We start from the raw sequence: 21,490 nt of genomic DNA, 5'->3' as shown, positions 1-21,490 counted from the left end.
CCACAGGGGCCTTCTCCGGGCTTTCGAGGGTCGTGTGGGGGTAGAATGAGACGTCTCTGATCGACCATCCAGGAGCGCTCGAAACCTATGACGTCCGATACCCCCGACAGCGTTCCTCAGGAACTTCCTCCGAAGCAGTCACAGAAGGTCGAGAACGATTACGGGGCCGACGCCATCCAGGTGCTCGAAGGCCTCGAGGCGGTACGCAAGCGCCCCGGCATGTACATCGGCTCGACCGGTGAGCGCGGCCTCCACCACCTCGTGTACGAGATCGTCGACAACTCCGTCGACGAGGCACTCGCCGGCTACTGCGACACCATCACGGTCACGATCCTCGAAGACGGCGCGATCCGCGTGGTCGACAACGGTCGTGGCATTCCGGTCGACATGCACAAGACCGAGGGCAAGTCGACCGTGGAGGTCGTGCTGACCGTGCTCCACGCCGGCGGCAAGTTCGGCGGCGGCGGGTATGCGGTCTCCGGTGGACTGCACGGCGTCGGCTCGTCGGTGGTCAATGCGCTGTCGACCCGGCTGGATGTCGAAGTACGTCGGCAGGGACACGTGTGGCGGCAGTCGTTCCGCGACGGCGGTGTGCCGCAGGCCCCGCTGAGCCAGGACGAGGCGACCGAGGAGACCGGCACGACCATCACGTTCTGGCCGGACGCGTCGATCTTCGAGACGATCGACTTCGACTACGACACCCTGCGCACGCGCTTCCAGCAGACGGCGTTCCTCAACAAGGGGCTGCGCATCACGCTGAGTGATCTGCGTCCCTCGTCGGCCTACCTCGTCGACGGTGAGGACGGCCAGGCCGTCGAGAAGCAGCCCTTCGACGACTTCCACTACGAGCGCGGACTGGTGGACTACGTCGAGTACCTCAACAAGATCCGCAAGGCCGAGGTCGTCAACGACGAGATCATCGAGGTCGAATCCGAGGACACGGAGCGCCACATCTCGCTCGAGCTCGCCATGCAGTGGACCACGAGCTACACCGAGAACGTCTTCACCTTCGCGAACACGATCAACACGCACGAGGGCGGCACCCATGAAGAGGGCTTCCGCGCGGCGATGACCACGTACATCAACAAGTACGCGCGTGAGAAGGGCCTGCTCAAGGAGAAGGACGACAACCTCACGGGCGAGGACATCCGCGAGGGCCTCACCGCCGTCATCTCCGTGAAGCTGTCGGAACCGCAGTTCGAGGGACAGACCAAGACGAAGCTCGGCAACACCGAGGCGAAGGCGTTCGTGCAGAAGGTCGTCGGCGATCAGCTCACCGACTGGCTCGACCGCAACCCCGCCCAGGCGAAGCGCGTCATCATGAAGGCCATCGATGCCGCCACGGCACGGCTGGCCGCACGCAAGGCGCGCGAGACCGCGCGCCGCAAGAGCGTGTTCGAGTCGGCATCCATGCCCGACAAGCTCAAGGACTGCACGAGCAAAGACCCGTCGATCAGTGAGATCTTCCTCGTCGAGGGCGACTCGGCCGGCGGCTCGGCCGTCCGCGGTCGCGACCCCGAGACGCAGGCGATCCTCTCGCTGCGCGGCAAGGTGCTCAATGTCGAGAAGGCGCGACTGGACCGTGCGCTCGGCAACAACGAGATCCAGGCGATCATCTCGGCGTTCGGCTGCGGCATCGGCGAGGACTTCGACGTCGCCAAGGCGCGGTATCACAAGATCGTGCTGATGGCCGATGCCGACGTCGACGGCCAGCACATCACGACGCTGCTGCTGACGCTGCTGTTCCGCTACATGCGCGGACTCATCGAGGCCGGCTTCGTCTATCTCGCCATGCCGCCGCTGTATCGCCTGAAGTGGACCAATGCCGAGCACGAGTACGTGTTCAGCGACCGCGAGCGCGATGCGCTCCTTGCCGACGGTCTGGCCGGGGGCAAGCGCATTCCCAAGGAGTCGGGCATCCAGCGCTACAAGGGTCTCGGAGAGATGAACCCGAAGGAGTTGTGGGAGACGACCATGGACCACAACACCCGCACACTCCGTCAGGTGACGATCGATGACGCGGCCGCAGCGGACGAGATCTTCTCGGTGCTCATGGGTGAGGACGTCGAGTCGCGACGCAGCTTCATCCAGCGCAACGCCAAGGACGTCCGCTTCCTCGACATCTGATGCCTTTCGACTCGTCGAGCGAGGAGCGCAGCGACGAGTCGAAACGCGACACACGCACCCCGGCCCCCGTGAGAACGAGAAGACATGACTGACGAAGAACGCCCCGACCCGAACGCCGGCCACAACCACGGCAACATCGACCAGGTCGACCTCCAAGTCGAGATGCAGCGCAGCTATCTCGATTACGCGATGAGCGTCATCGTCGGCCGCGCCCTGCCCGACGTCCGTGACGGTCTGAAGCCCGTGCACCGCCGTGTCATCTACGGCATGTACGACGGGGGCTACCGCCCTGACAAGAGCTTCAACAAGTGCGCGCGCGTCGTCGGCGAGGTGATGGGTCAGTACCACCCGCACGGTGACAGTGCGATCTACGACGCGCTCGTGCGCCTCGTGCAGCCGTGGTCGCTGCGCTACCCGCTGGCCGACGGTCAGGGAAACTTCGGATCCCCGGGCAACCAGGGTGCGGCCGCGCCGCGGTACACCGAAACGAAGATGGCCGCGCTCGCCATGGAGATGGTGCGCGACATCGACGAGGACACCGTCGACTTCGAGGCGAACTACGACGGCAAGACGCAGGAGCCGACGGTGCTGCCGTCGCGCTTCCCGAACCTGCTGGTCAACGGCTCGGTCGGCATCGCGGTCGGCATGGCGACTAACATCCCGCCGCACAACCTCCGCGAGGTCGCGGAGGGCGCGCTGTGGGCGCTGGAGAACCCGGACGCGCCGCGCGAGGAGCTGCTCGAGGCGCTCATGAGCCGCATCCACGGGCCGGACTTCCCCACCGGGGCGCAGATCCTCGGAACCAAGGGCATCCGCGAGGCGCAGCGCACCGGTCGGGGTTCGATCACGATGCGCGCCGTCGTGAACGTCGAGGAGATCCAGGGCCGTACGTGCCTCGTGATCACCGAGCTGCCCTACCAGGTCAACCCCGACAACGTCGCGCTGAAGATCCGCGATCTCGCGCGCGATGGTCGCATCACCGGCATCGCCGACATCCGTGACGAGACGAGCGATCGCACGGGTCAGCGTCTCGTCATCGTCCTCAAGCGGGATGCCGTCGCCAAGGTCGTGCTGAACAACCTCTACAAGCACACCCAGCTGCAGGAGAACTTCGGCGCCAACATGCTGGCGATCGTCGACGGGGTGCCGCGCACGCTGGCCCTGGACGGGTTCATCACGTACTGGATCGAGCACCAGGTCGAGGTGATCGTCCGTCGCACGGCCTTCCGACTCCGCAAGGCCGAGGAGCGCATGCACATCCTGCGTGCGTACCTGAAGGCACTCGACGCGCTCGACGAGGTCATCGCGCTCATCCGTCGCTCGCCGACGGTCGAGGAGGCCCGCGAAGGACTCAAGGCGCTCCTGGAGATCGACGACATCCAGGCCGACGCGATCCTGGCCATGCAGCTGCGTCGCCTCGCCGCGCTGGAGCGGCAGAAGATCATCGACGAGGCGACGGAGCTCGAGGCGCAGATCGCCGATCTCAACGACATCCTCGTCTCGCCGGCGCGCCAGCGGACGATCATCGCCGAGGAGCTCACCGGCATCGTCGACAAGTTCGGTGACGACCGTCGCACGCACATCCTGCACGGCTTCGACGGCGACATGTCGATGGAAGACCTCATCCCGGAAGAGGAGATGGTCATCACCGTCACCCGCGACGGGTACATCAAGCGCACGCGCAGCGACAACTATCGTTCCCAGCATCGCGGCGGCAAGGGCGTCAAGGGCGCCCAGCTGCGGGCCGACGATGTCGTCGAGCACTTCTTCGTGACGACCACGCACCACTGGCTGCTCTTCTTCACCACCAAGGGCCGCGTCTACCGGTCGAAGGCGTACGAGGTTCCCGAGGCCGGCCGCGACGCGAAGGGTCAGCACGTCGCGAACCTGCTGGCACTGCAGCCGGGTGAGGAGATCGCGCAGATCCTGGACATCCGCGACTACAAGGTCGCCCAGTACCTCGTGCTCGCGACCCGCGACGGCAAGATCAAGAAGACCTTCCTCAGCGAGTACGACACCAATCGTCAGGGTGGCATCATCGCGATCCGCCTGCGTGGGCAGGATGAGGAGGACGGCGACGAGGTCGTCAGCGCGCTGCTCGTCGACGACACCGACGACATCCTCCTCATCTCCCGTCAGGGCATGTCGCTGCGCTTCACCGCGACCGACGAGTCGCTGCGTCCCATGGGCCGCTCGACCGAGGGTGTGAAGGGGATGTCGTTCCGTGAGGGTGACACGCTGCTGTCGGCATCCGTCGCGAAGGACGATGCCTACGTCTTCGTCGTGACCGAAGGCGGGTACGCCAAGCGCACCGCTGTCGACCAGTACCGCCTCCAGGGACGTGGCGGACTGGGCATCAAGGTCGCCAAGCTGAACGAGGACCGGGGCGATCTCGCCGGCGGTCTGATCGTCGGTGAGGACGACGAGGTCTTGGTGGTTCTTGCCAGCGGCAAGGTGGTACGCTCTGCCGTGGCCGAGGTGCCTGCGAAGGGTCGCGACACCATGGGAGTGGTCTTCGCCCGTCCCGACGACGACGATCGCATCCTCGCAATCGCACGGAACTCGGAGCGAGCGCTCCGAGCGGAGCAGGACCCGGCCGAGACCACCGACGCCGAAGACTCCCCCGCTTCGCGCCCCGAAGGAAGTGACACCGACGCATGAGCACGGTAGCCGACAAGCTCGCCAAGAAGTCATCCAGTAAGACCAGCGCCAAGCAGGTGCGTCTGCGCCTCGTGTACGTGGACTTCTGGTCCGCCGTGAAGCTGTCCTTCCTCGCCGCGGTGGCCGTCGCGATCGTCACGGTGGTGGCGAGCTTTTTGATCTACACGGTGCTCAGCACGACGGGACTGATCGGCAAGCTCGACGACCTCTTCAAGGCCTTCGACGACAACTTCAAGTTGAGCGATGTGATCAACCTGGCGCAGGTCATGGCGTTCTCCTCCGTGGTGGCCATCCTGAACCTGATCGTGATCACGGTGCTGGGCGCCGTCGTCGCCGGGATCTACAACCTGATGGTCAAGGTGACCGGCGGACTGCTCGTCGGCTTCACGTCCAACTGACCGATTTTTTGTTTGCCCGCTCGTCGGGTAAAGTCTTGGAGGTTGACGGCGGCAACGCCGCCTCCGGACGGGGCTATAGCTCAGGCGGTTAGAGCGCTTCACTGATAATGAAGAGGTCCCAGGTTCAAGTCCTGGTAGCCCCACCACTACCCGTCCGGGGCCTTAGCTCAGTTGGTAGAGCGCCTGCTTTGCAAGCAGGATGTCAGGAGTTCGAATCTCCTAGGCTCCACAGTTTTTCTCCCCTCGGCTTCGCACGCTGACATACTCGCAGCATGCGGTTCGAAACGACGCTCTTCCAGCAGGGAAACAACACGGGCATCGTGGTTCCCCCAGAGGTGGTCGAGGCCCTCGGCGGCGGCAGCCGTGCAGCGGTCACGGTCACCGTGAACGGCTTCACCTACCCGAGCACGCTCGCGGTGATGGGTGGACGCCACCTCATCCCGTTCTCGTCCGACAAGCGCGCGGCGACCGGCCTCGCCGGCGGTGACGCGATCGAGGTCACCCTCGAGCTCGACACGGCACCGCGGACGGTCGAGGTCCCGGACGATCTCGCCGTCGCCTTGGACGATGCCGGGATCCGCGCGCGCTTCGACGCGCTCGCTCCCAGCGCGCGCAAGGCGCACGTCACGAACGTCGTCTCGGCCAAGACGGATGAGACCCGCACGCGACGCATCGCCGCGATCGTCGCGAAGCTCGCCTGAGCGGCGGCGCAGCCTCAATCCGTCGTGCGCGCGAAGCGCCGTCGGGTCTCGGCATCCGCGACGTAGACCACGAGTTGCACGTCGGTGTGATCCGACGGTCGCAGCTGGTGGTGCTCGAACACCAGCCGCCCCCGTTCGGGATGGCGGAACACGCGCTCGCGCGAGACGAAGCCCCCTACGCCGTGCTCATTCCACCGGGTGCGGAAGTCGTCGCTGGCCGCGATCAGTCGCGCAACCAGATCGCGGTAGCGCGGATCTCCCAGACGAGGTCCGGCCTCGGCGCGGAACTCGGCGAGGAATCGTCGGCTCGTGTCGTCCCAGTCGTCCAGCAGCGAGCGCACCGAGGGGTCGGTGAAGACCAGCCACAAAAGATTGCGATCTTCCGACGAGGTCGTGGCCACGCCGGGGTACAGGCGCTCGTACGCGCTGTTCCACCCGGCGATCCCCCAGTCGGGGGCGAGCGCATAGGCCGGATGCTCGTCGAGGGCGTCGAGAAAGCGCTGCACGGCGGCGGGCGCCGTATCCACGGCATCGGCGCGGGCCGCCGGCCGTGGCGCGAGGCCCACGAGACTCAGCACGTAATCGTGTTCGGCGTCGGTGAGGCGAAGCGCCGCCGCGACGGCGTCCAGGACTTGGCGCGAGGGGTGGATGTCGCGCCCCTGCTCGAGCCACGTGTACCAGGTGACGCTCACCCCCGACAGGTACGAGACCTCCTCACGTCGGAGGCCCACGGCGCGACCACGGCCGGCCGGCGGCAGCCCGTAGGCGGCCCGCTCCAGGCGCTCGCGTTGGCGTCGCAGGAACGAGCCCAGCTCCTGCCGCCGCTGACGGCCGTCGTCGCGGGTGCTCTCGTCAGTCACCCCACAAACCTAGTACTGCCACTACTAGGAGCAACGCAGACTTCCGACCGCGTGCCGCGGCATCCAGAGTGGAACCATGCCCACCCCTCTGCGCTCTCGCACCGTCACTCACGGCCGCAACGCTGCTGGCGCCCGTGCCCTGTTCCGCGCCGCTGGCGTGAACGCGGCCGACTTCGGCAAGCCGATGATCGCCGTCGCGAACAGCTTCACCGAGTTCGTCCCCGGCCACACGCACCTGCAGCCGGTGGGCCGCATCGTCTCCGACGCGATCACCGCGGCCGGCGGCATCCCGCGCGAGTTCAACACCATCGCCGTCGACGACGGCATCGCCATGGGGCACGGTGGCATGCTGTACTCGCTGCCCTCACGCGATCTGATCGCCGACTCGGTGGAATACATGGTCAACGCGCACCAGGCCGACGCGCTCGTGTGCATCTCCAACTGCGACAAGATCACGCCCGGAATGCTGATGGCGGCCCTCCGCCTCAACATTCCGACCGTCTTCGTCTCGGGCGGCCCGATGGAGTCGGGCCGGGCGACTCTGGTCGACGGGACCGTCCGCACCCTCGACCTGGTCGACGCGATCTCCGAGGCGGCGAACGACACGGTGTCGGATGCCGACATCCAGCGCATCGAGGAGAACGCCTGCCCGACGTGCGGATCGTGCTCGGGCATGTTCACAGCGAACTCGATGAACTGTCTCGTCGAGGCGCTCGGCCTCGCCCTCCCCGGCAACGGCTCGGTACTGGCGACCCACACCGCCCGCCGGGCACTGTACGAGAAGGCCGGGGAGGTCGCGGTCCAGATCACCCGCGCCTTCTACGACGAAGACGACGCGTCGGTGCTCCCGCGCGCCGTCGCGAGCCCGGCGGCCTTCGCCAACGCGATGGCGCTCGACATCGCGATGGGCGGATCGACGAACACGATCCTGCACCTGCTGGCCGCGGCGCACGAGGCCGGCATCGACTTCGGTCTCGACGAGATCGACGCCATCTCCCGTCGCGTGCCGTGCCTCGCGAAGATCGCACCCAACCCGGCCTACGGCCGCATGTACTACATGGAGGACGTGCACCGCGCCGGCGGCATCCCCACCATTCTCGGCGAGCTGCACCGCGCGGGGCTGCTGAACACCGAGGTGTCGTCCATCCACTCCCCCTCGCTCGACGCGTGGCTGGCCGAGTGGGACGTGCGCGGCGGGACGGCCTCCGAGACCGCTCGCGACCTCTGGCACGCGGCACCCGGAGGCGTGCGCTCCTCGAGCGCGTTCTCGCAGTCGGAGCGCTGGGCGACCCTGGACGAGGATGCCGAGAACGGCTGCATCCGCTCCGTCGCGCACGCCTACTCCGCCGACGGTGGTCTCGCGGTGCTGCGCGGCAACCTCGCGGTGGACGGCGCCGTGGTCAAGACCGCGGGCGTGGACCCCTCGATCCTGGTGTTCTCGGGTCCTGCGGTGGTCTGCGAGTCGCAAGAGGAGGCGGTGGCGAAGATCCTCGGCAAGAAGGTGCAGCCGGGTGACGTCGTCGTGATCCGGTACGAGGGTCCCAAGGGCGGCCCGGGTATGCAGGAGATGCTGCATCCCACCTCGTTCCTCAAGGGCCGGGGCCTGGGCAAGGTGTGCGCCCTGGTGACCGACGGTCGTTTCTCGGGCGGCACGTCGGGTCTGTCCATCGGTCACGTCTCGCCGGAAGCAGCCAGCGGCGGGATCATCGCCCTCGTCGAAGACGGTGACATCGTCGACATCGACATCCCGTCGCGGTCGATGAGCCTGCGTGTGGACGACGACCAGCTCGAGCGACGTCGCGCCCGACTGCTGGACGAGGGCGGATACGCGCCGCGCGATCGTCAGCGACCGGTGTCGCTGGCGCTGCGGGCATACGCGGCGATGGCGACCTCGGCCGATCGCGGAGCCGTCCGCGATGTCGAATCCGTCGAACGCGCGCTGCGTGAACGCGAGCTGCGCACGGCTTCGGTCTGACCCTCGGATCTGCCGATCGCGACCGCTAGGCTCTCGGCATGGACTTGCGGGTCGCCGCCTACGCCGTCGTCGTCGACGAGTCCGACCGCGTGCTGCTCGCCCACTGGCACCAGGGGCGCCGCGGAGCTTGGACCATGCCCGGCGGCGGCCTGGAAGAGGGCGAGGATCCCGTGGATGCCGCGCGCCGAGAGGTGTGGGAGGAGACCGGGTACCGCGTGCGGATCGGCACGCTCCTCGGCATCCACTCCCGCGTGATCCCGGCGAACCGCCGGGTCTTCGCCGCCGACACCGAGCCCCTGCACACGCTGCGCATCGTGTACCGCGCGCAGGTGACGGGAGGTCAGCTGCGCCACGAGAAGAACGGATCGACCGATCGGGCGGAGTGGTTCGGCCTCACGGCGCTGCCGCCGCAACGGGTGAAGCTCGTCGACATCGCGCTCGGGATGGCCGGGGTGGCCGTCACCGGCGCGGTCTGAGCGCGCAGCGCGATGCGCTCAGGACGCCGCCGGCTGCGAGATGTCGGCGACCGTCGCATCGTATGCACGGATGAGGTCGTCGGCGTCGACGAACAGGCTGTAGCCGTGAGCCCCGGCACCCATCGCGATACGTCTGCCCACGATCGACGCGTCCGCGTACACCGGCCAGTCGTTCGTGCTGCCGATCGGCACGATGGTTCCCCGCTCGTAGCCGGTCGCGGCCAGAGCGAGCTCCGGCTCGGGGAGTCTCAGCTTGTTCACCCCGACCAGCGCGCGCAGCTTCGGCCAGGAGATCGCCAGATCTCCCGGGATCAACGCGAACAGATACGTGTCGTCGGACTTCTTGACGACGAGTGTCTTGACGATGTCAGCAGGCTGCAGACCGAGCAGGCCGGCCGCCTCCGCAAGGCTGGATGCCGCGGGCCGCTCACGAAGCTCGATGGCCAGGTCGCGCGCGGCGGCCGCATCTCGGACGCGGTCGAGGGGATCAGGCATCCGGGGCGCGCAGCGGGTCGTCCGCCACCCACAACTCGTCGTCCGCGCGAAGGGTCTGCCACGCCGCGTAGACCACGCCGGCCGCCGCCGCGATGCCGAGGAGGATCGCGATGACGCCCCCGGCGCCGATCCCCTTCTTCGCAGCGGGGACGCTCAGCTGCTTCGTCGCCTTCTTGCCGTACTTGTCGGCCTTCTTCTGCAGGGCGGCGAGGTCGATCGATCCGAAACCGCGACCGGCGGCCAGATCCTGGCGCTTCTCGTTCGCGGCATCCCACACCGAGAGCGCCGAACCGATCAGGGCACCCGCCGTCGGGACGACCTTGTCGTTGTAGACCTTCTTGGAGGTCGCGACGCCCTGCTCGACATAGGGGGCGGCGTACTTCTCGTAGGTGTGCTGCACGGTCGGCACGACCTGCTCGCGGTTGTAGTTGCCGAGCTGGCGGCCGGCTTCGCGGGCGACCTCGCCCGCCTGTCCGATCAGGACCTGCTGCGACTCCCACAGCGTGTTCGCCTGGTGCTGGAGCTTGCGGAGTTCCTTCTTGCGCTTGCGGCTGAGGCTCACGGTGCCCTCCCTGGGTTCCGGCTGGGTTTCATCCCATCTTGCCAGACCTCCCGGGCCTCGCGAGGGGTTGACAGGTGAGAGAATGCTAGGCATGCCGATCCACACCGCCGTCGCGACCATCCACACCAACCACGGCGACATCGTCGTCAACCTCTTCGGAGACCACGCACCGCGCACCGTGCAGAACTTCACGGGTCTGGCCGACGGCTCGCAGGCCTGGACGCACCCGGCGACCGGCAAACCCGGCGAGGGTCCGCTGTACAAGGACGTCATCTTCCACCGCATCATCCCGAACTTCATGATCCAGGGCGGCGACCCGCTCGGTCAGGGCGTCGGGGGCCCGGGCTACAACTTCAACGACGAGATCCACCCCGAGCTCACCTTCGGTGCGCCCTACCTGCTCGCGATGGCCAACGCCGGACTGCGCCGCAACGCCATCACGGGCAAGGCCGAGGGCACCAACGGCTCGCAGTTCTTCATCACGACCGATCCGACGCCGTGGCTCAACGGCAAGCACACGATCTTCGGCGAGGTCGCCGACGACGCCTCACGTGCCGTCGTCGACGCGATCTCGGCCGTTCCCACCGCCGCGGGCGACCGCCCGATCGAGCCCGTCGTGATCAGCTCGATCGACGTCGTCCCCGCCTGAAGAGAGCGGAACCGGCCCGCGTGACCGACTCCGACATCCGCACCAATCCGGACAACTTCTGCTACCGGCATCCTGACCGCCAGAGCTTCGTGCTCTGCCAGCGGTGTCTGCGCACGATCTGCGGAGAGTGCCAGACGCCGCTGCCGGTGGGCGTGATCTGTCCGGAGTGCCTCGCCGAGCAGCGCCAGGCCGCCAAGGCGAATGTCACGCGGATGCCGCGACGGCGTCCGTCCGGCATCGACGGCAAACCGGTCGTGACGTACACGTTGGTCATCGTCACCACCGTGTTCTACCTGATCGGACTGATCCCGGGCATCGGCCCGCTGGTTCAGAGTCTTTTCGCGTTCGCACCGTGGCTGGCCTACACGCAGCCTTGGCGATTGTTGACCGTGACGCTCGTGCACGCGAGCCCTTTCCACATCGCCTTCAACATGCTGGCGCTGTGGGCGCTGGGACGCAGTCTCGAACCGCTGCTCGGGCGATGGCGTTTCTTGGCGCTCTACCTCCTGAGCGCGTTGGGTGGGTCCGTGCTGGGCGCCTTCGTCGCGCCGACGACATGGGTGGTCGGCGCTTCCGGTGCGGTCTGGGGTCTTCTGGGCGCGATGTTCGTCATCGGTCGTCACCTCGGCGCCAACGTCACCGCGATCGCCGTGCTTCTCGGGATCAACCTCGTGATCACGTTCCTGCCCGGATCGGGCATCGCGTGGCAGGCGCACATCGGCGGCGGCCTGGTGGGCGCCCTGATCGGCGTGATCTTCGCCCGGACGCGGAAGATCCGCCAGCGCGCCCTGCAGATCTGGTTGCTGATCGCAGTGGGCGTCGGACTCATCGGCCTGCTGAGCGTGCCGCTGTTCCTCTATGCCTGAGAGTTATCCACAGGTTCATCCACAGATGGGGATGAATTACACCCGTGTAACTCACAGGCACTGACACCTGTGGAGAGGCCGAGGGGTGGCGGTCAGCGCCAGCGCGTCGTCATCAGGAACCCGATGAAGGCGATCCCGAAGCCGATGACGAGGTTCCATCCGGCGATGCCGGGAATCGGCAGCGCCTGGTTGCTCAGGTAGAACACGATCACCCACAGCAGCCCCAGGATCATGAGCCCGAGCATGATGGGCTTGAACCACACCGGGTTGGGTGCGGACTCGCCTTCGCCGTACTCCGCGACCTGCTCGTCGTGCTTTCCTGAACGCGCCATGGCCAAGATTCTACCTGGCAGGTCTCCCCCAGCCACGCTGTGCGACAATCACAGCGTGAAGGACGGCACCGGCGACAACGCAGCCGAGGGCATCGACCCCCTCGAGCACACGTCTCGACGTGCGCGGCGTCTTGCCGCGCAGTCGGAGGGGTCCGGGCCGACGATCCCGGCGCAGACGAACTCGCAGGAGCCGGAGGGCACGTCCCCGGCGGCGCGCCCGGTCAAGCCGGTGAAGCCGCGGCGACGAGCCTCTTTCCTCGGCGTGCTCGGCGAGCTGCTGATCACGGCCGGCGTCGTCGCACTGCTCTACGTCGCCTGGCAGATGTGGATCGGTGACTGGATCATCGGGTCTCAGAAGCACACCGAGGCCAGTGCGCTGTCGCAGAGCTGGCTGCAGCAGGCATCGCAGAGCCCGACGGCATCCGACACTCCGTCTCCATCTCCGAGCGCGAGTTCATCTCCGGAGGCCGCCGCACCTGTCGTTCCGGTAATGGCCCAGAAGGACTACGGTCAGCAGTTCGGGGTCATGTTCATCCCGCGTTTCGGGCCGAACTGGCAGTTCACCGTGGCCGCGGGCACCGGCCGTCACGACATCCTCGACGCGGGCGAGATCGGTCACTACACCGACACCGCCATGCCCGGAGAGGTCGGCAACACCGTGTACGCCGCCCATCGGTGGACCTCGGGCGCACCCTTCGACCCGATCGACAAGCTCGTGATCGGCGACGCCATCGTCATCCAGACCCCGGACGGCTGGTACACCTATCGCTTCCGTACTCTCGAGTACGTTCAGGCGACGCAGGTCGAGGTCTTGCTGCCCGTTCCGCAGCAGGTGGGCATGGCGGCCACGGCCGTTACCTCACCCTGACCAGCTGTGCCCCGAAGCTCAACATGCTCGAGCGCATCATCGCATACGCCGTGTTCGAGAGCTTCACTCCGACCTCGGCGGGACCACCCGCGTCGCTGACCCAGGGAGTGTCCGCCTGATGTATGCCGCCCTCTGGCGCGTTCTGCCCGGCCCGGCCTGGGTGCGCATCGTGATTCTGCTGGTCCTGCTCGCCGCGGTGCTCTACGGGCTGTTCTGGTACGTGTTCCCGTGGGTCGGCCAGTTCATCAATCCGCAGGATGCCACGGTCGGCGGCTGACGGGCGTCGCGTCCTCGTCGTCGACAACCACGACAGCTTCGTCCACACGCTCACCGGCTATCTGCAGGAGCTGGGTGCAACGACCGACATGGTCGAAGCGGATGCCGTCGACGACGCGAGTGCGTTGATCGCGCCGTATGCCGGAGTGCTGATCTCGCCGGGGCCCGGCGCCCCCGCGGATGCCGGGGCGTCGATCGACATCGTGCGCGCGGCGGGGGGTCAGGGGATCCCTCTGCTCGGGGTGTGCTTGGGCCACCAGGTGCTCGCGGCGGCGTTCGGCGCGACGGTCGCCGAAGCCCCCCGACTGCGCCACGGCACGACGTCGCAGGTGTGGCACGACGGCGCGTTCCCCTTCACGGGACTGCCCTCACCCTTCCCCGCGACGCGATACCACTCCCTCGCCGTTGTTCCGGACTCCCTACCCGCCGAACTCCAGGTGACAGCGCAGACGTCGTCCGGAGTCATCATGGGACTCGCCCACCGTGACCTGCCGCTCTGGGGGGTGCAGTTTCATCCCGAGTCGGTGCTCACCGAGGGGGGCCATCTGCTGCTGGGCGCATGGCTCGAGCGCCTCGGAGTCACCGGCGCCGAGGCGCGGGGCCGTGAGCTGCGGCCCCTCCGCGGACTACTTTCCGGTGCAGACGCGGAGCTCGACCGTGGAGTGGATCGGCACGTCGCCCGGGGGCAGTGACTGCCCGGCGACGATCGGTGTCGATCCCACGGCGGGGCACGACGGGTCTTCGACGACGCTCGCGGTGAGCTTGAGGTCATCGGAGGTGAGGTCGCGGGTCGCCGCGTCGACGGTGTAGCCGACGAGATTCACCAGAGCGACCTTGCCGCTGGCGACCGTGAGGTTCACGCGCGTTCCGACCGGGATCTGCGTGCCGGCGGTCTGGTCGGCGGAGATCACGATGCCCTGCGCGAGGTCGGGATCGCTGCGCGTCGTCACGGCGCCGAGCTGCAATCCGACGGCCTTCAGAGCCGCTTCGGCATCTGTCGAGGACTTTCCGGCGATATCGGGCATGGCGCTGGTCTGCTGTCCCGTGGAGACGTAGACCGTGATCGTCTGGCCGGGCGCGACGATCGTGCCCGCGGCGGGATCGGTGCGGATGACGTTGCCGGCCACGATCCCGTCGTCGCTCTGGTCCACGCGCTTCGCCTCGAGATCCTGCCCCGACAGCTTCTCGCTGGCGCGGTCCCACGACATGTCGACGACGTCCTCGACGACGCGCGAGTTCTGGGGAACCGCGCTGCCGGGACGTATCGTGATCACCCAGATCAGCACGGAGATCAGCACGACGGCGAGCAGCGCGACGCCGGCCCAGATCCAGGCGGCCGGGGGTCCGGCCTGCGTCCGTCGCATCGTGGTGTCGGCGGTGAGCTGTCGCAGTGACCGGGCCGTCTCGGCAGCCTGTCGCGGATTCGCACCGTACAGCTCGCTCGCCAGGGCGCCGACCTGCTTCTTCGTGGGGGCGTGACCGTCCACGGTGGCGTCGAGCGCCTGGCGGAACGACGCCGCATCCTGGTATCGCTGGAACGGGTCCTTGGCGAGAGCGCGCAGCGCCACGGCGTCGATCGAGCGCGGGATCGCATCGACCAGTTCGGACGGCGGCAGGGGCGTCTCGCTCACGTGCTGGTAGGCGACGGCGACCGGTGACTCGCCGCGGAAGGGCTGGCGACCGGTGAGCAGCTCGTACAGCACGATGCCGGCGGAGTAGAGGTCGGCGCGCGCATCGACCGGCTCGCCCTTGGCCTGCTCCGGCGACAGGTAGGCCGCGGTGCCGATGATCGCGGTGGTCTCGGCGACGGTGGAGGAAGAGTCGGACACGGCGCGCGCGATGCCGAAGTCCATCACCTTCACCTGGCCGCCGGCGGTGATCATGACGTTTCCGGGCTTGATGTCGCGGTGGACGACGCCGGCGCGATGGGAGTACTCGAGTGCTTCGAGGATGCCGTCGACGTAGCGGATCGCGTCGCCGACGGGCACGCCGCCATCGCTGACGACATCCTTGAGAAGGGTGCCCTCCACGAGTTCCATCACGATGTACGGCACGGGATGCGTCGAGCCGTCCGGGTCGGTCTCGGCATCTTCACCGGCGTCGTAGACGCGGACGATCGCGGGGTGCGACATCCTCGATGCCGACTGCGCCTCGAGCCGGAACCGAGTGCGGAACGCGCTGTCTTCGGCGAGCTCCCGCTTGAGGATCTTGATGGCCACCTGACGCCCGAGGGTCAGGTCCTGCCCGCGATACACGCTGGCCATGCCTCCGCGGCCGATGAGTTCATCGACCCGATACCGCTCGGACAGCACACGCGGATCTGCAGACACTTCTCTCCCCTGGGCTGACTCATAGCCAGCCTAATAGAACCCTCCTGTGCGACCCCTGGACCCCGTCAGTCCGCGCCCCCCACCCCGGGGGCGCGACGCCGCTCAGGGAGCCGGCGTGCCCGTGGGCGTCGTCGTCGTCGGGATCGGAGCCTGACCCTCCTGCGAGTCCGGGCTCGTGCGATCGCCGCACTGCGCGCTGTACTTCACGAGGATCAACGAGCCCGGCTGCACGTTCTTGTCCGCCGTCACCTGAAGGCTCCGCGGAGCGGTGGGCGACTGGTAGGTCGTGCTGTTGTTGGCGTTGAAGGTGCCGTTGATCACGGTGAAGTTGTACGCGGTCACCGAGGACCCGGCCGGGCATCCGCTGAACGCATCCCACGTCACGGTGAAGGTCTGCGACCCCTTCGGGTCGTTCGTCACCGTCGGCGCGTTCGGCGTTCCGATCGGGCTCATCTCGTCGTAGAAGGTCAGCGTCACCGGGCTGCTGAGCTTGACGTTGCCCGTGGTCGGGTTGGTCTGGTACACCTTGCCGACCTCGTCCTGCGTCGTTGCCGCGGATCCCCGCTCGCAGGAGACGTTGGTGAAACCGGCCTTCTCAGCGATGGCCTTTGCGGCGTCACACGTCTGCCCGATCAGTCCAAGGCTGTCGATGGCCACCGTCGTGGGACTCGCCGAGGGTGACGGGGGCGTCGCGGAGCGGCTGGGTGTCTGCGATGGCGCGCTCGACGTCGGAGCGGGCTGCGCGCCCTGATTCGCGAAGAGGGCGAACAGCGTGCCGCCCAGCACGATGAGCAGCAGCGCGATGAGCGCGACCAGCGGCCACGTCCACGGGCTGCGCTTCTTCTTCTGCGGCTCGTCCGCGGCGTCGGCGGCCGCGACGGCGCCCACCGCTCCCGCCGTCGGCAGAAGACGTGTGGCCTCCTGGGTCGCGACGCCCGGCGTGAGGAGCTTGGTCGCCTCGTCCATGGCCATGCCGCCGGCGATCGCCGGGACGATGGCCGCCGCGCCGGCGACATCGCCGCGACGGAGTGCGGTCGCCGCGCGGGCGACCGCCGAAGCGGTCGCGGGACGGTCCTCGGGCTTCTTCGCGATCATGCTCATCACGAAGTTGCGCACCGGTTCGGCGATGGTGGCGGCCAGCGGCGGCGGGGTGTCGTTGATCTGCGCCATCGCGATCGCCACCTGCGACTCCCCGGTGAAGGGACGCTTGCCGGCGAGGCACTCGTAGGCGACGATGCCCAGCGAGTAGATGTCGGTCGCGGGGGATGCCGCATGGCCCGACGCCTGCTCCGGCGACAGGTACTGCACGGTTCCCATCACCTGACCGGTGGCCGTGAGCGGTACCTGATCGGCGATGCGGGCGATGCCGAAGTCGGTGATCTTCACCCGTCCGTCGGGTGTGATGAGCAGGTTCCCCGGCTTGATGTCGCGGTGCACGAGGCCGGCGGCGTGCGCGGCCTGCAGGGCGGCCGCGGTCTGAGCGACGATGTCGAGGGTCTTGTCGGTGGACAGCGAGCCCTCGCGCTCGAGGATGGTCGACAGGGCTTCCCCGGGGACGAGCTCCATCACGAGGAAGGCGGAGCCGTTCTCCTCGCCGTAGTCGAAGACGCTCGCGATCCCCTCGTGGTTGACGAGCGCCGCGTGGCGGGCCTCGGCACGGAAGCGCTCCAGGAAGCCCGGGTCTCCCATGTACTCGTCTTTGAGGATCTTGATCGCGACGGTGCGTCCGATCACATGGTCGGTGGCCTCCCAGACCTCACCCATGCCGCCGATCGCGATCCGCGAATCCAGCTCGTAGCGTCCACCGAAGCTCACACCCTGTGTCGGTCTCATCTGCTCAGCACCGCCTCCATGACTTTCTTCGCGATTGGAGCCGCGATCCCGTTGCTCGTGCCGGACTGCCCGAGACCTCCGCCGTTTTCCACCATCACGGCGACGACCACTTTCGGGTCGTTGGCCGGGGCGAAGCCCGTGAACCAGAGAGTGTACGGATCCGAGGGTCCCTGCTCCGCGGTACCGGTCTTCCCGGCCACGTCGACCCCGTCTATTGTTGCACCGCTGGCCGCGCCGTCACGGACATTGGAGATCATCAGCGAGGTCATCGTCGCGGCATCCGTCGTACTCAGCGCACGACCCAGCTCGGTGTCGGCGAACGTCTCCTGCACGGTCAGATCGGGCGCCACGACGCGGTCGACCATACGCGGCTTCATGACCATGCCACCGTTGGCGATGCCGGCGGCGACCATCGCCATCTGCAGCGGCGTGGCGGTGACGCTGCCCTGACCGAAACCCGACAGCGCGAGCTGTGCCTGGTCGAGCGCTTTGGTCGGGTACGCGGAGGTGACGACGCCGAGGGGGATGTCGATGCTCGCGTTGTTGAAGCCGTACTTCTCGGCTTCGGCGCGCAGCGCGTCCTGACCGAGGGCGACGGCGAGCTGGGCCATCGGGATGTTGCAGCTCAGGCGCAGGGCGGTCGCAATGGTGACCTGATCGCCCGGGCCGCACGTGTTGCCGTCGAAGTTGCGGATCGAGGTCGACGTGCCCGGCAGCGTGTAGGTCGCGGGGTTCGGGAAGGTCGAGTCGGGCGTGAACTTGCCCGATGCCAGCGCTGCCGAGACGACGACGAGCTTGAAGGTCGACCCGGGTGGGTTCAGCGTGCCGATGGCGCGGTTGTCGAGCGGGTTGACCGCGGCGTTCATCAGCTGGTCGTAGGTCGTGTTGACCTGCTGCGCGTTGTGCACGGCCATCGCGTTGGTGTCGTAGCTCGGGCTCGTGACCATCGCGAGAACGCGCCCGGTCTTGGGCTCGAGGGCAACGACGGCGCCCTGATAGGTGCCGAGCGCGTCGAAGGCGGCCTTCTGGATGGCCGGGTCGAGGGTGAGCAGCACGTTGGAGCCGCGCGCGGGCTGACCCGTGATGATCTGATCGACGCGCGAGAGGAACTGCGAGTTGGCGGTGCCCGAGAGCTCCTTGTTCATCGCCTGCTCGAGTCCGGTCACCGAGTTCAGCAGCGGGTTCATGTAGCCGGTCACCGGCGCCCACATCTGGGGGTCGGCGTACTGGCGCTGCCAGGCGTACACGTCGTCGCTGGGCACGGAGTCGGCGATGACGGTGTCGCCGGCGATGATCGACCCGCGCTGCACCTCGAACGAGTCGTAGAGCGCGCGCTTATTGAGCGGGTTCTCGCTGAGATCGCCGGCCTGGACGACCTGGATCCAGCTGGTCGCGCCGAACAGGGCCACGAACATGGCCAGCATGATCAGCGACAGCCGTCGCAGTTCGCGGGTCATCCGATCACCACCCGGGGGCGCGAGCGCACGGCATCCGAGATGCGCAGCAGCAACGCGACGACGATCCAGTTGGCCACCAGCGACGATCCGCCCGCCGCGAGGAACGGGGTCGTCAGCCCCGTCAGGGGGATGAGTCGGGTGACGCCCCCGACCATGATGAACACCTGGAGCGCGATGGTGAACGACAGGCCGGTGGCCAGCAGCTTTCCGAAGTCGTCCTGGCCGGCGATGCCGATGCGGATGCCGCGACTGGTGAACACCATGTACAGGCAGAGGATCGCGAAGACGCCGATGAGCCCCAGCTCTTCGCCGATGCTGGGGAAGATGTAGTCGCTCTGCGACAGGGGGGTCAGCCCCGGCCGTCCACGGCCGAGACCGGTTCCGAGCAGGCCGCCCTCGGACAGGCCGAAGATGCCGCTCACGAGCTGATAGCTGCCGCCCGCGCTGTCGATGACGGCGGGGTTGAAGGCGTCTAGCCAGTTCTGGAAGCGCCCACCCACGTAGCTGAGCACCTGCGAGGCGATGAGGGCGCCGCCGACGGCGAGGAGCAGGCCGAGCACCGCCCAGCTCGTCTTGCCCGTGGCCACGTAGATCATCGCGATGAACATCCCGAACATGAGCAGACCCGTGCCCAGGTCGCGCTGGAAGATGATGATCGCCATCGAGGCGAGCCAGATGAGCAGAAGGGGACCGAGCTCGCGGGCGCGCGGCCACGTCATACCGAGGAAACGCGTTCCCACCGAGGTGAGGGCTTCGCGCGTGCGCACGAGATAGCCGGCGAAGAAGATCGCCAGCGCGATCTTCGCCAGCTCGCCCGGCTGGAAGGAGAAGAGACCGCCGATGGAGATCCACACATCGGCGTTGGCGTCGGTGCCCAGTCCCGGGACGAAGGGGAGCACGAGCAGCAGGATGCCGACGAAGCCGAACACGTACGTGTAGCGGAAGAGCACGCGGTAGTTCTTCAGGAAGATCACGATGGCGACCGCCGCGGCGCTCGCGATGGCGAGCCACACCAGTTGACGGGTCGAGAGGGCGTCCCACCCGGTGCTCTGGTCTTCGATGTCGATGCGGTAGATCATCGCGAGGCCCAGACCCGACAACACGGTCGCGATGGGAACGACGAACGGGTCGGCTTGAGAGGCCTTGAAGCGCAGCACGATGTGCAGGGCGAGCACGAGCACCGTCAGCGCGCCGCAGTAGTAGAGGAACGTCCAGTCGATGTGGCCGAGCGCGCCCAGCTGCACGAGGGCGATCGCGGCGCCGTTGATCACGAAGGCGAACAGCAGCAGCCCGAGTTCACGGTTGCGCTGCGTCTGCGGCATCCGGAGCTTTCGCAGCGCCTTGACGACCGTGGTGTCGGCCTGGACGGTGTCGGTCGCCGAGCTCATCGTTCACCCTCCAGAGTGGTGCGCAGGGTGTCGACGATCTGCTCGGCATCGGAGAGCGACCGCGCCGAGATCGTCGAGGTGACCGCGAGACGTTGATAGAACGGCAGATCGTTCAGAGAGATGCCGGTGTCCTCGTAGACGGACGAGAGGGAGATCGGTCCGATGTCCTGCTGGATGCCGCGGTAGATGACGACGGTGTCGGTGTCGGCGCCGACGAAGTACCGCGTCTGAGTCCAGGCGTAGGCGCCGAGCGCTGCCGCCGAGAGGGCGGCGAGGATCGCGATCAGGCCGACGACCCACCAGATGCGCCGACGGCGGGCGCGTCGGCGGTCTTCCTCGATGAGCTCCTCGAGGAACTCCGCGGCGGGCTCGAAGTGCGTCGGTTCGTTGGCCGCCTGGCGGGCGGTGTGCAGCCAGCTGGTGCGCCCGGGGCGGGCGGCCGGCACGTCGACGCCCTGCGGGTTGGATGCCGAGCCGACGATCGTCGCGGTACCGCTGAACATCGGGTGGCTGCCGCCCACATCGACGATGACGACGGTCACGTTGTCGGGCGCGCCGCCGTCGAGCGCCTGCTTGAGCAGGAGATCGGCGGTACGACCCGGCGGGTAGTGGTGGCCGAGCACCTTGCTGGTGTGGGCGTCATCGACGACGCCGGACAGGCCGTCGGAGCAGAGCAGCCAGCGATCACCGGGCTGCGTCGGCATGATGAACGTGTCGACCTCGGGGTCGGGGTCCATGTCGCCGAGTACGCGCATGAGCACGGACCGGCGCGGGTGGTAGCGGGCTTCTTCGGGAGTGATGCGACCCGAGTCGACGAGGCGCTGCACGAAGGTGTGATCGGTCGTGATCTGGGTGAGCGCATCGTCGCGGTAGAGGTAGATGCGCGAGTCGCCGATGTGGGCGATCACGGCGTAGTCGTCGACCATGATCAGGCCGCTGACGGTGGTGCCCATGCCCGCGAGCTCGGGCCGTCGTGCGACGGTGTCGATCAGCACGCCGGCGGTCGAGGAGATGGCTTCCTGCAGCGCCTGTTCGGCCTCGGCGGTCGACGTGTACGGGCGGTCGAGGTCTTTGAGGCGGTGGACGGCGATGCTCGAGGCGACGTCGCCTCCGGCGTGGCCACCCATCCCGTCGGCGACGACGAAGAGATTCGAGCCCGCGTAGCCCGAATCCTGGTTGTTGGAGCGCACCTTCCCCGTGTGGGAGATGGCGACGCTCGATCCCTCGAAGACCATG

General features: G+C 67.6%; 20 protein-coding genes and 2 tRNA genes. 13 read left to right on the top strand and 9 right to left on the bottom strand.

The features are described from left to right. The first annotated feature begins 87 nt into the window (after positions 1–87). From gyrB to I5I_RS11120, 6 genes are all read left to right on the top strand, one after another. The gene (gyrB, locus tag I5I_RS11145; RefSeq protein WP_036319504.1) at positions 88–2,127 is read left to right on the top strand and encodes a DNA topoisomerase (ATP-hydrolyzing) subunit B; all 2,040 of its coding nucleotides are present in this window, start codon (positions 88–90) and stop codon (positions 2,125–2,127) included. 84 nt (positions 2,128–2,211) lie between these two features. Then, positions 2,212–4,788 carry a DNA gyrase subunit A gene (gene gyrA / locus I5I_RS11140; protein ID WP_036319502.1) on the top strand — a complete coding sequence of 859 codons (2,577 nt, stop codon included), beginning with the start codon at positions 2,212–2,214 and terminating at the stop codon, positions 4,786–4,788. Further along, positions 4,785–5,186, top strand: coding sequence for a DUF3566 domain-containing protein (locus I5I_RS11135; protein ID WP_036319501.1), 402 nt, complete (start codon positions 4,785–4,787; stop codon positions 5,184–5,186). Before gyrA ends, I5I_RS11135 begins: the two co-directional genes overlap by 4 nt. Positions 5,187–5,255: 69 nt before the next feature. Then, a tRNA-Ile gene (locus I5I_RS11130) sits at positions 5,256–5,332 on the top strand. 10 nt (positions 5,333–5,342) lie between these two features. Further along, positions 5,343–5,415: transfer RNA gene (locus I5I_RS11125), tRNA-Ala, on the top strand. 43 nt (positions 5,416–5,458) lie between these two features. Further along, positions 5,459–5,887: a YdeI/OmpD-associated family protein gene (locus I5I_RS11120; protein ID WP_036319499.1), complete on the top strand. Its 429-nt coding sequence runs from the start codon at positions 5,459–5,461 to the stop codon at positions 5,885–5,887. A gap of 14 nt (positions 5,888–5,901) precedes the next feature. Here I5I_RS11120 and I5I_RS11115 read toward each other — a convergent pair whose 3' ends face one another. After that, positions 5,902–6,747, bottom strand: coding sequence for a helix-turn-helix transcriptional regulator (locus tag I5I_RS11115; RefSeq protein ID WP_036319497.1), 846 nt, complete (start codon positions 6,745–6,747; stop codon positions 5,902–5,904). Between the two features lie 76 nt (positions 6,748–6,823). On the opposite strand from I5I_RS11115, the gene ilvD reads away from it, so the two are divergent. Together ilvD and I5I_RS11105 are read left to right on the top strand one after the other, a co-directional pair. Beyond that, positions 6,824–8,722 carry a dihydroxy-acid dehydratase gene (ilvD, locus tag I5I_RS11110; protein WP_036319495.1) on the top strand — a complete coding sequence of 633 codons (1,899 nt, stop codon included), beginning with the start codon at positions 6,824–6,826 and terminating at the stop codon, positions 8,720–8,722. A 38-nt stretch (positions 8,723–8,760) separates the two neighbouring features. Beyond that, the gene (locus I5I_RS11105; RefSeq protein ID WP_036319493.1) at positions 8,761–9,198 is read left to right on the top strand and encodes an NUDIX hydrolase; all 438 of its coding nucleotides are present in this window, start codon (positions 8,761–8,763) and stop codon (positions 9,196–9,198) included. Between the two features lie 18 nt (positions 9,199–9,216). Here I5I_RS11105 and I5I_RS11100 read toward each other — a convergent pair whose 3' ends face one another. Beyond that, positions 9,217–9,693: an aminoacyl-tRNA deacylase gene (locus I5I_RS11100; RefSeq protein ID WP_036319491.1), complete on the bottom strand. Its 477-nt coding sequence runs from the start codon at positions 9,691–9,693 to the stop codon at positions 9,217–9,219. Then, a complete protein-coding gene (locus I5I_RS11095) occupies positions 9,686–10,255 on the bottom strand; it encodes a hypothetical protein (protein ID WP_036319490.1) in 570 nt (189 codons plus the stop codon). Before I5I_RS11095 ends, I5I_RS11100 begins: the two co-directional genes overlap by 8 nt. Before the next feature lie 91 nt (positions 10,256–10,346). Between I5I_RS11095 and I5I_RS11090 the strand changes: the two genes are divergently transcribed. Together I5I_RS11090 and I5I_RS11085 are read left to right on the top strand one after the other, a co-directional pair. Continuing rightward, entirely contained in the window at positions 10,347–10,904 is a 558-nt protein-coding gene (locus tag I5I_RS11090; protein WP_036282703.1) for a peptidylprolyl isomerase, read from the top strand. A gap of 20 nt (positions 10,905–10,924) precedes the next feature. Then, on the top strand, positions 10,925–11,770 hold the full coding sequence (locus I5I_RS11085; protein WP_036319488.1) for a rhomboid family intramembrane serine protease: 846 nt from the start codon (positions 10,925–10,927) through the stop codon (positions 11,768–11,770). 92 nt (positions 11,771–11,862) lie between these two features. Here I5I_RS11085 and I5I_RS11080 read toward each other — a convergent pair whose 3' ends face one another. After that, positions 11,863–12,102: a cell division protein CrgA gene (locus I5I_RS11080; RefSeq protein ID WP_005054721.1), complete on the bottom strand. Its 240-nt coding sequence runs from the start codon at positions 12,100–12,102 to the stop codon at positions 11,863–11,865. Between the two features lie 55 nt (positions 12,103–12,157). Between I5I_RS11080 and I5I_RS11075 the strand changes: the two genes are divergently transcribed. The 3 genes from I5I_RS11075 to I5I_RS11065 all read left to right on the top strand — a co-directional run bounded on the left by I5I_RS11075 (position 12,158) and on the right by I5I_RS11065 (position 13,938). After that, a complete protein-coding gene (locus I5I_RS11075; RefSeq protein WP_239640094.1) occupies positions 12,158–12,970 on the top strand; it encodes a class E sortase in 813 nt (270 codons plus the stop codon). 118 nt (positions 12,971–13,088) lie between these two features. Next, on the top strand, positions 13,089–13,247 hold the full coding sequence (locus I5I_RS17155; protein ID WP_036319487.1) for a hypothetical protein: 159 nt from the start codon (positions 13,089–13,091) through the stop codon (positions 13,245–13,247). Continuing rightward, complete coding sequence (locus tag I5I_RS11065) at positions 13,228–13,938, top strand: anthranilate synthase component II (protein ID WP_036319485.1); 711 nt, start codon at positions 13,228–13,230, stop codon at positions 13,936–13,938. The genes I5I_RS17155 and I5I_RS11065 overlap by 20 nt, the downstream gene beginning before the upstream one ends. Here I5I_RS11065 and pknB read toward each other — a convergent pair. The 5 genes from pknB to I5I_RS11040 all read right to left on the bottom strand — a co-directional run bounded on the left by pknB (position 13,873) and on the right by I5I_RS11040 (position 21,489). Further along, positions 13,873–15,576 carry a Stk1 family PASTA domain-containing Ser/Thr kinase gene (gene pknB, locus I5I_RS11060; protein ID WP_036319483.1) on the bottom strand — a complete coding sequence of 568 codons (1,704 nt, stop codon included), beginning with the start codon at positions 15,574–15,576 and terminating at the stop codon, positions 13,873–13,875. The two genes, I5I_RS11065 and pknB, sit on opposite strands and share 66 nt — an antisense overlap. A 102-nt stretch (positions 15,577–15,678) precedes the next feature. Then, the gene (locus tag I5I_RS11055; RefSeq protein WP_036319481.1) at positions 15,679–17,409 is read right to left on the bottom strand and encodes a protein kinase domain-containing protein; all 1,731 of its coding nucleotides are present in this window, start codon (positions 17,407–17,409) and stop codon (positions 15,679–15,681) included. Further along, positions 17,406–18,866: a peptidoglycan D,D-transpeptidase FtsI family protein gene (locus tag I5I_RS11050; RefSeq protein WP_036319480.1), complete on the bottom strand. Its 1,461-nt coding sequence runs from the start codon at positions 18,864–18,866 to the stop codon at positions 17,406–17,408. Before I5I_RS11050 ends, I5I_RS11055 begins: the two co-directional genes overlap by 4 nt. After that, the gene (locus I5I_RS11045) at positions 18,863–20,254 is read right to left on the bottom strand and encodes an FtsW/RodA/SpoVE family cell cycle protein (RefSeq protein WP_036319477.1); all 1,392 of its coding nucleotides are present in this window, start codon (positions 20,252–20,254) and stop codon (positions 18,863–18,865) included. The genes I5I_RS11050 and I5I_RS11045 overlap by 4 nt, the downstream gene beginning before the upstream one ends. Then, positions 20,251–21,489 (bottom strand): PP2C family protein-serine/threonine phosphatase, encoded by a 1,239-nt coding sequence (locus tag I5I_RS11040; RefSeq protein WP_036319473.1) that lies wholly within the window; start codon positions 21,487–21,489, stop codon positions 20,251–20,253. The genes I5I_RS11045 and I5I_RS11040 overlap by 4 nt, the downstream gene beginning before the upstream one ends. Position 21,490 lies beyond the last annotated feature (1 nt).

Origin of the sequence: Microbacterium sp. B24 (genome assembly GCF_000333415.1) — a bacterium.
Lineage (GTDB): Bacteria > Actinomycetota > Actinomycetes > Actinomycetales > Microbacteriaceae > Microbacterium.
The sequence above is the reverse complement of the archived record's forward strand: the minus strand, read 5'-3'. Positions and strand labels throughout refer to the sequence as shown.

Bases quoted from the DNA above. Each gene is read 5' to 3' on its own strand.
- gyrB (WP_036319504.1), top strand. From the start codon at position 88: ATGACGTCCGATACCCCCGACAGCGTTCCTCAGGAACTTCCTCCGAAG.
- gyrA (WP_036319502.1), top strand. From the start codon at position 2,212: ATGACTGACGAAGAACGCCCCGACCCGAACGCCGGCCACAACCACGGC.
- I5I_RS11135 (WP_036319501.1), top strand. From the start codon at position 4,785: ATGAGCACGGTAGCCGACAAGCTCGCCAAGAAGTCATCCAGTAAGACC.
- I5I_RS11120 (WP_036319499.1), top strand. From the start codon at position 5,459: ATGCGGTTCGAAACGACGCTCTTCCAGCAGGGAAACAACACGGGCATC.
- ilvD (WP_036319495.1), top strand. From the start codon at position 6,824: ATGCCCACCCCTCTGCGCTCTCGCACCGTCACTCACGGCCGCAACGCT.
- I5I_RS11105 (WP_036319493.1), top strand. From the start codon at position 8,761: ATGGACTTGCGGGTCGCCGCCTACGCCGTCGTCGTCGACGAGTCCGAC.
- I5I_RS11100 (WP_036319491.1), bottom strand. From the start codon at position 9,693: ATGCCTGATCCCCTCGACCGCGTCCGAGATGCGGCCGCCGCGCGCGAC.
- I5I_RS11090 (WP_036282703.1), top strand. From the start codon at position 10,347: ATGCCGATCCACACCGCCGTCGCGACCATCCACACCAACCACGGCGAC.
- I5I_RS11080 (WP_005054721.1), bottom strand. From the start codon at position 12,102: ATGGCGCGTTCAGGAAAGCACGACGAGCAGGTCGCGGAGTACGGCGAA.
- I5I_RS17155 (WP_036319487.1), top strand. From the start codon at position 13,089: ATGTATGCCGCCCTCTGGCGCGTTCTGCCCGGCCCGGCCTGGGTGCGC.
- I5I_RS11065 (WP_036319485.1), top strand. From the start codon at position 13,228: ATGCCACGGTCGGCGGCTGACGGGCGTCGCGTCCTCGTCGTCGACAAC.
- I5I_RS11055 (WP_036319481.1), bottom strand. From the start codon at position 17,409: ATGAGACCGACACAGGGTGTGAGCTTCGGTGGACGCTACGAGCTGGAT.
- I5I_RS11050 (WP_036319480.1), bottom strand. From the start codon at position 18,866: ATGACCCGCGAACTGCGACGGCTGTCGCTGATCATGCTGGCCATGTTC.
- I5I_RS11045 (WP_036319477.1), bottom strand. From the start codon at position 20,254: ATGAGCTCGGCGACCGACACCGTCCAGGCCGACACCACGGTCGTCAAG.
- I5I_RS11040 (WP_036319473.1), bottom strand. From the start codon at position 21,489: ATGGTCTTCGAGGGATCGAGCGTCGCCATCTCCCACACGGGGAAGGTG.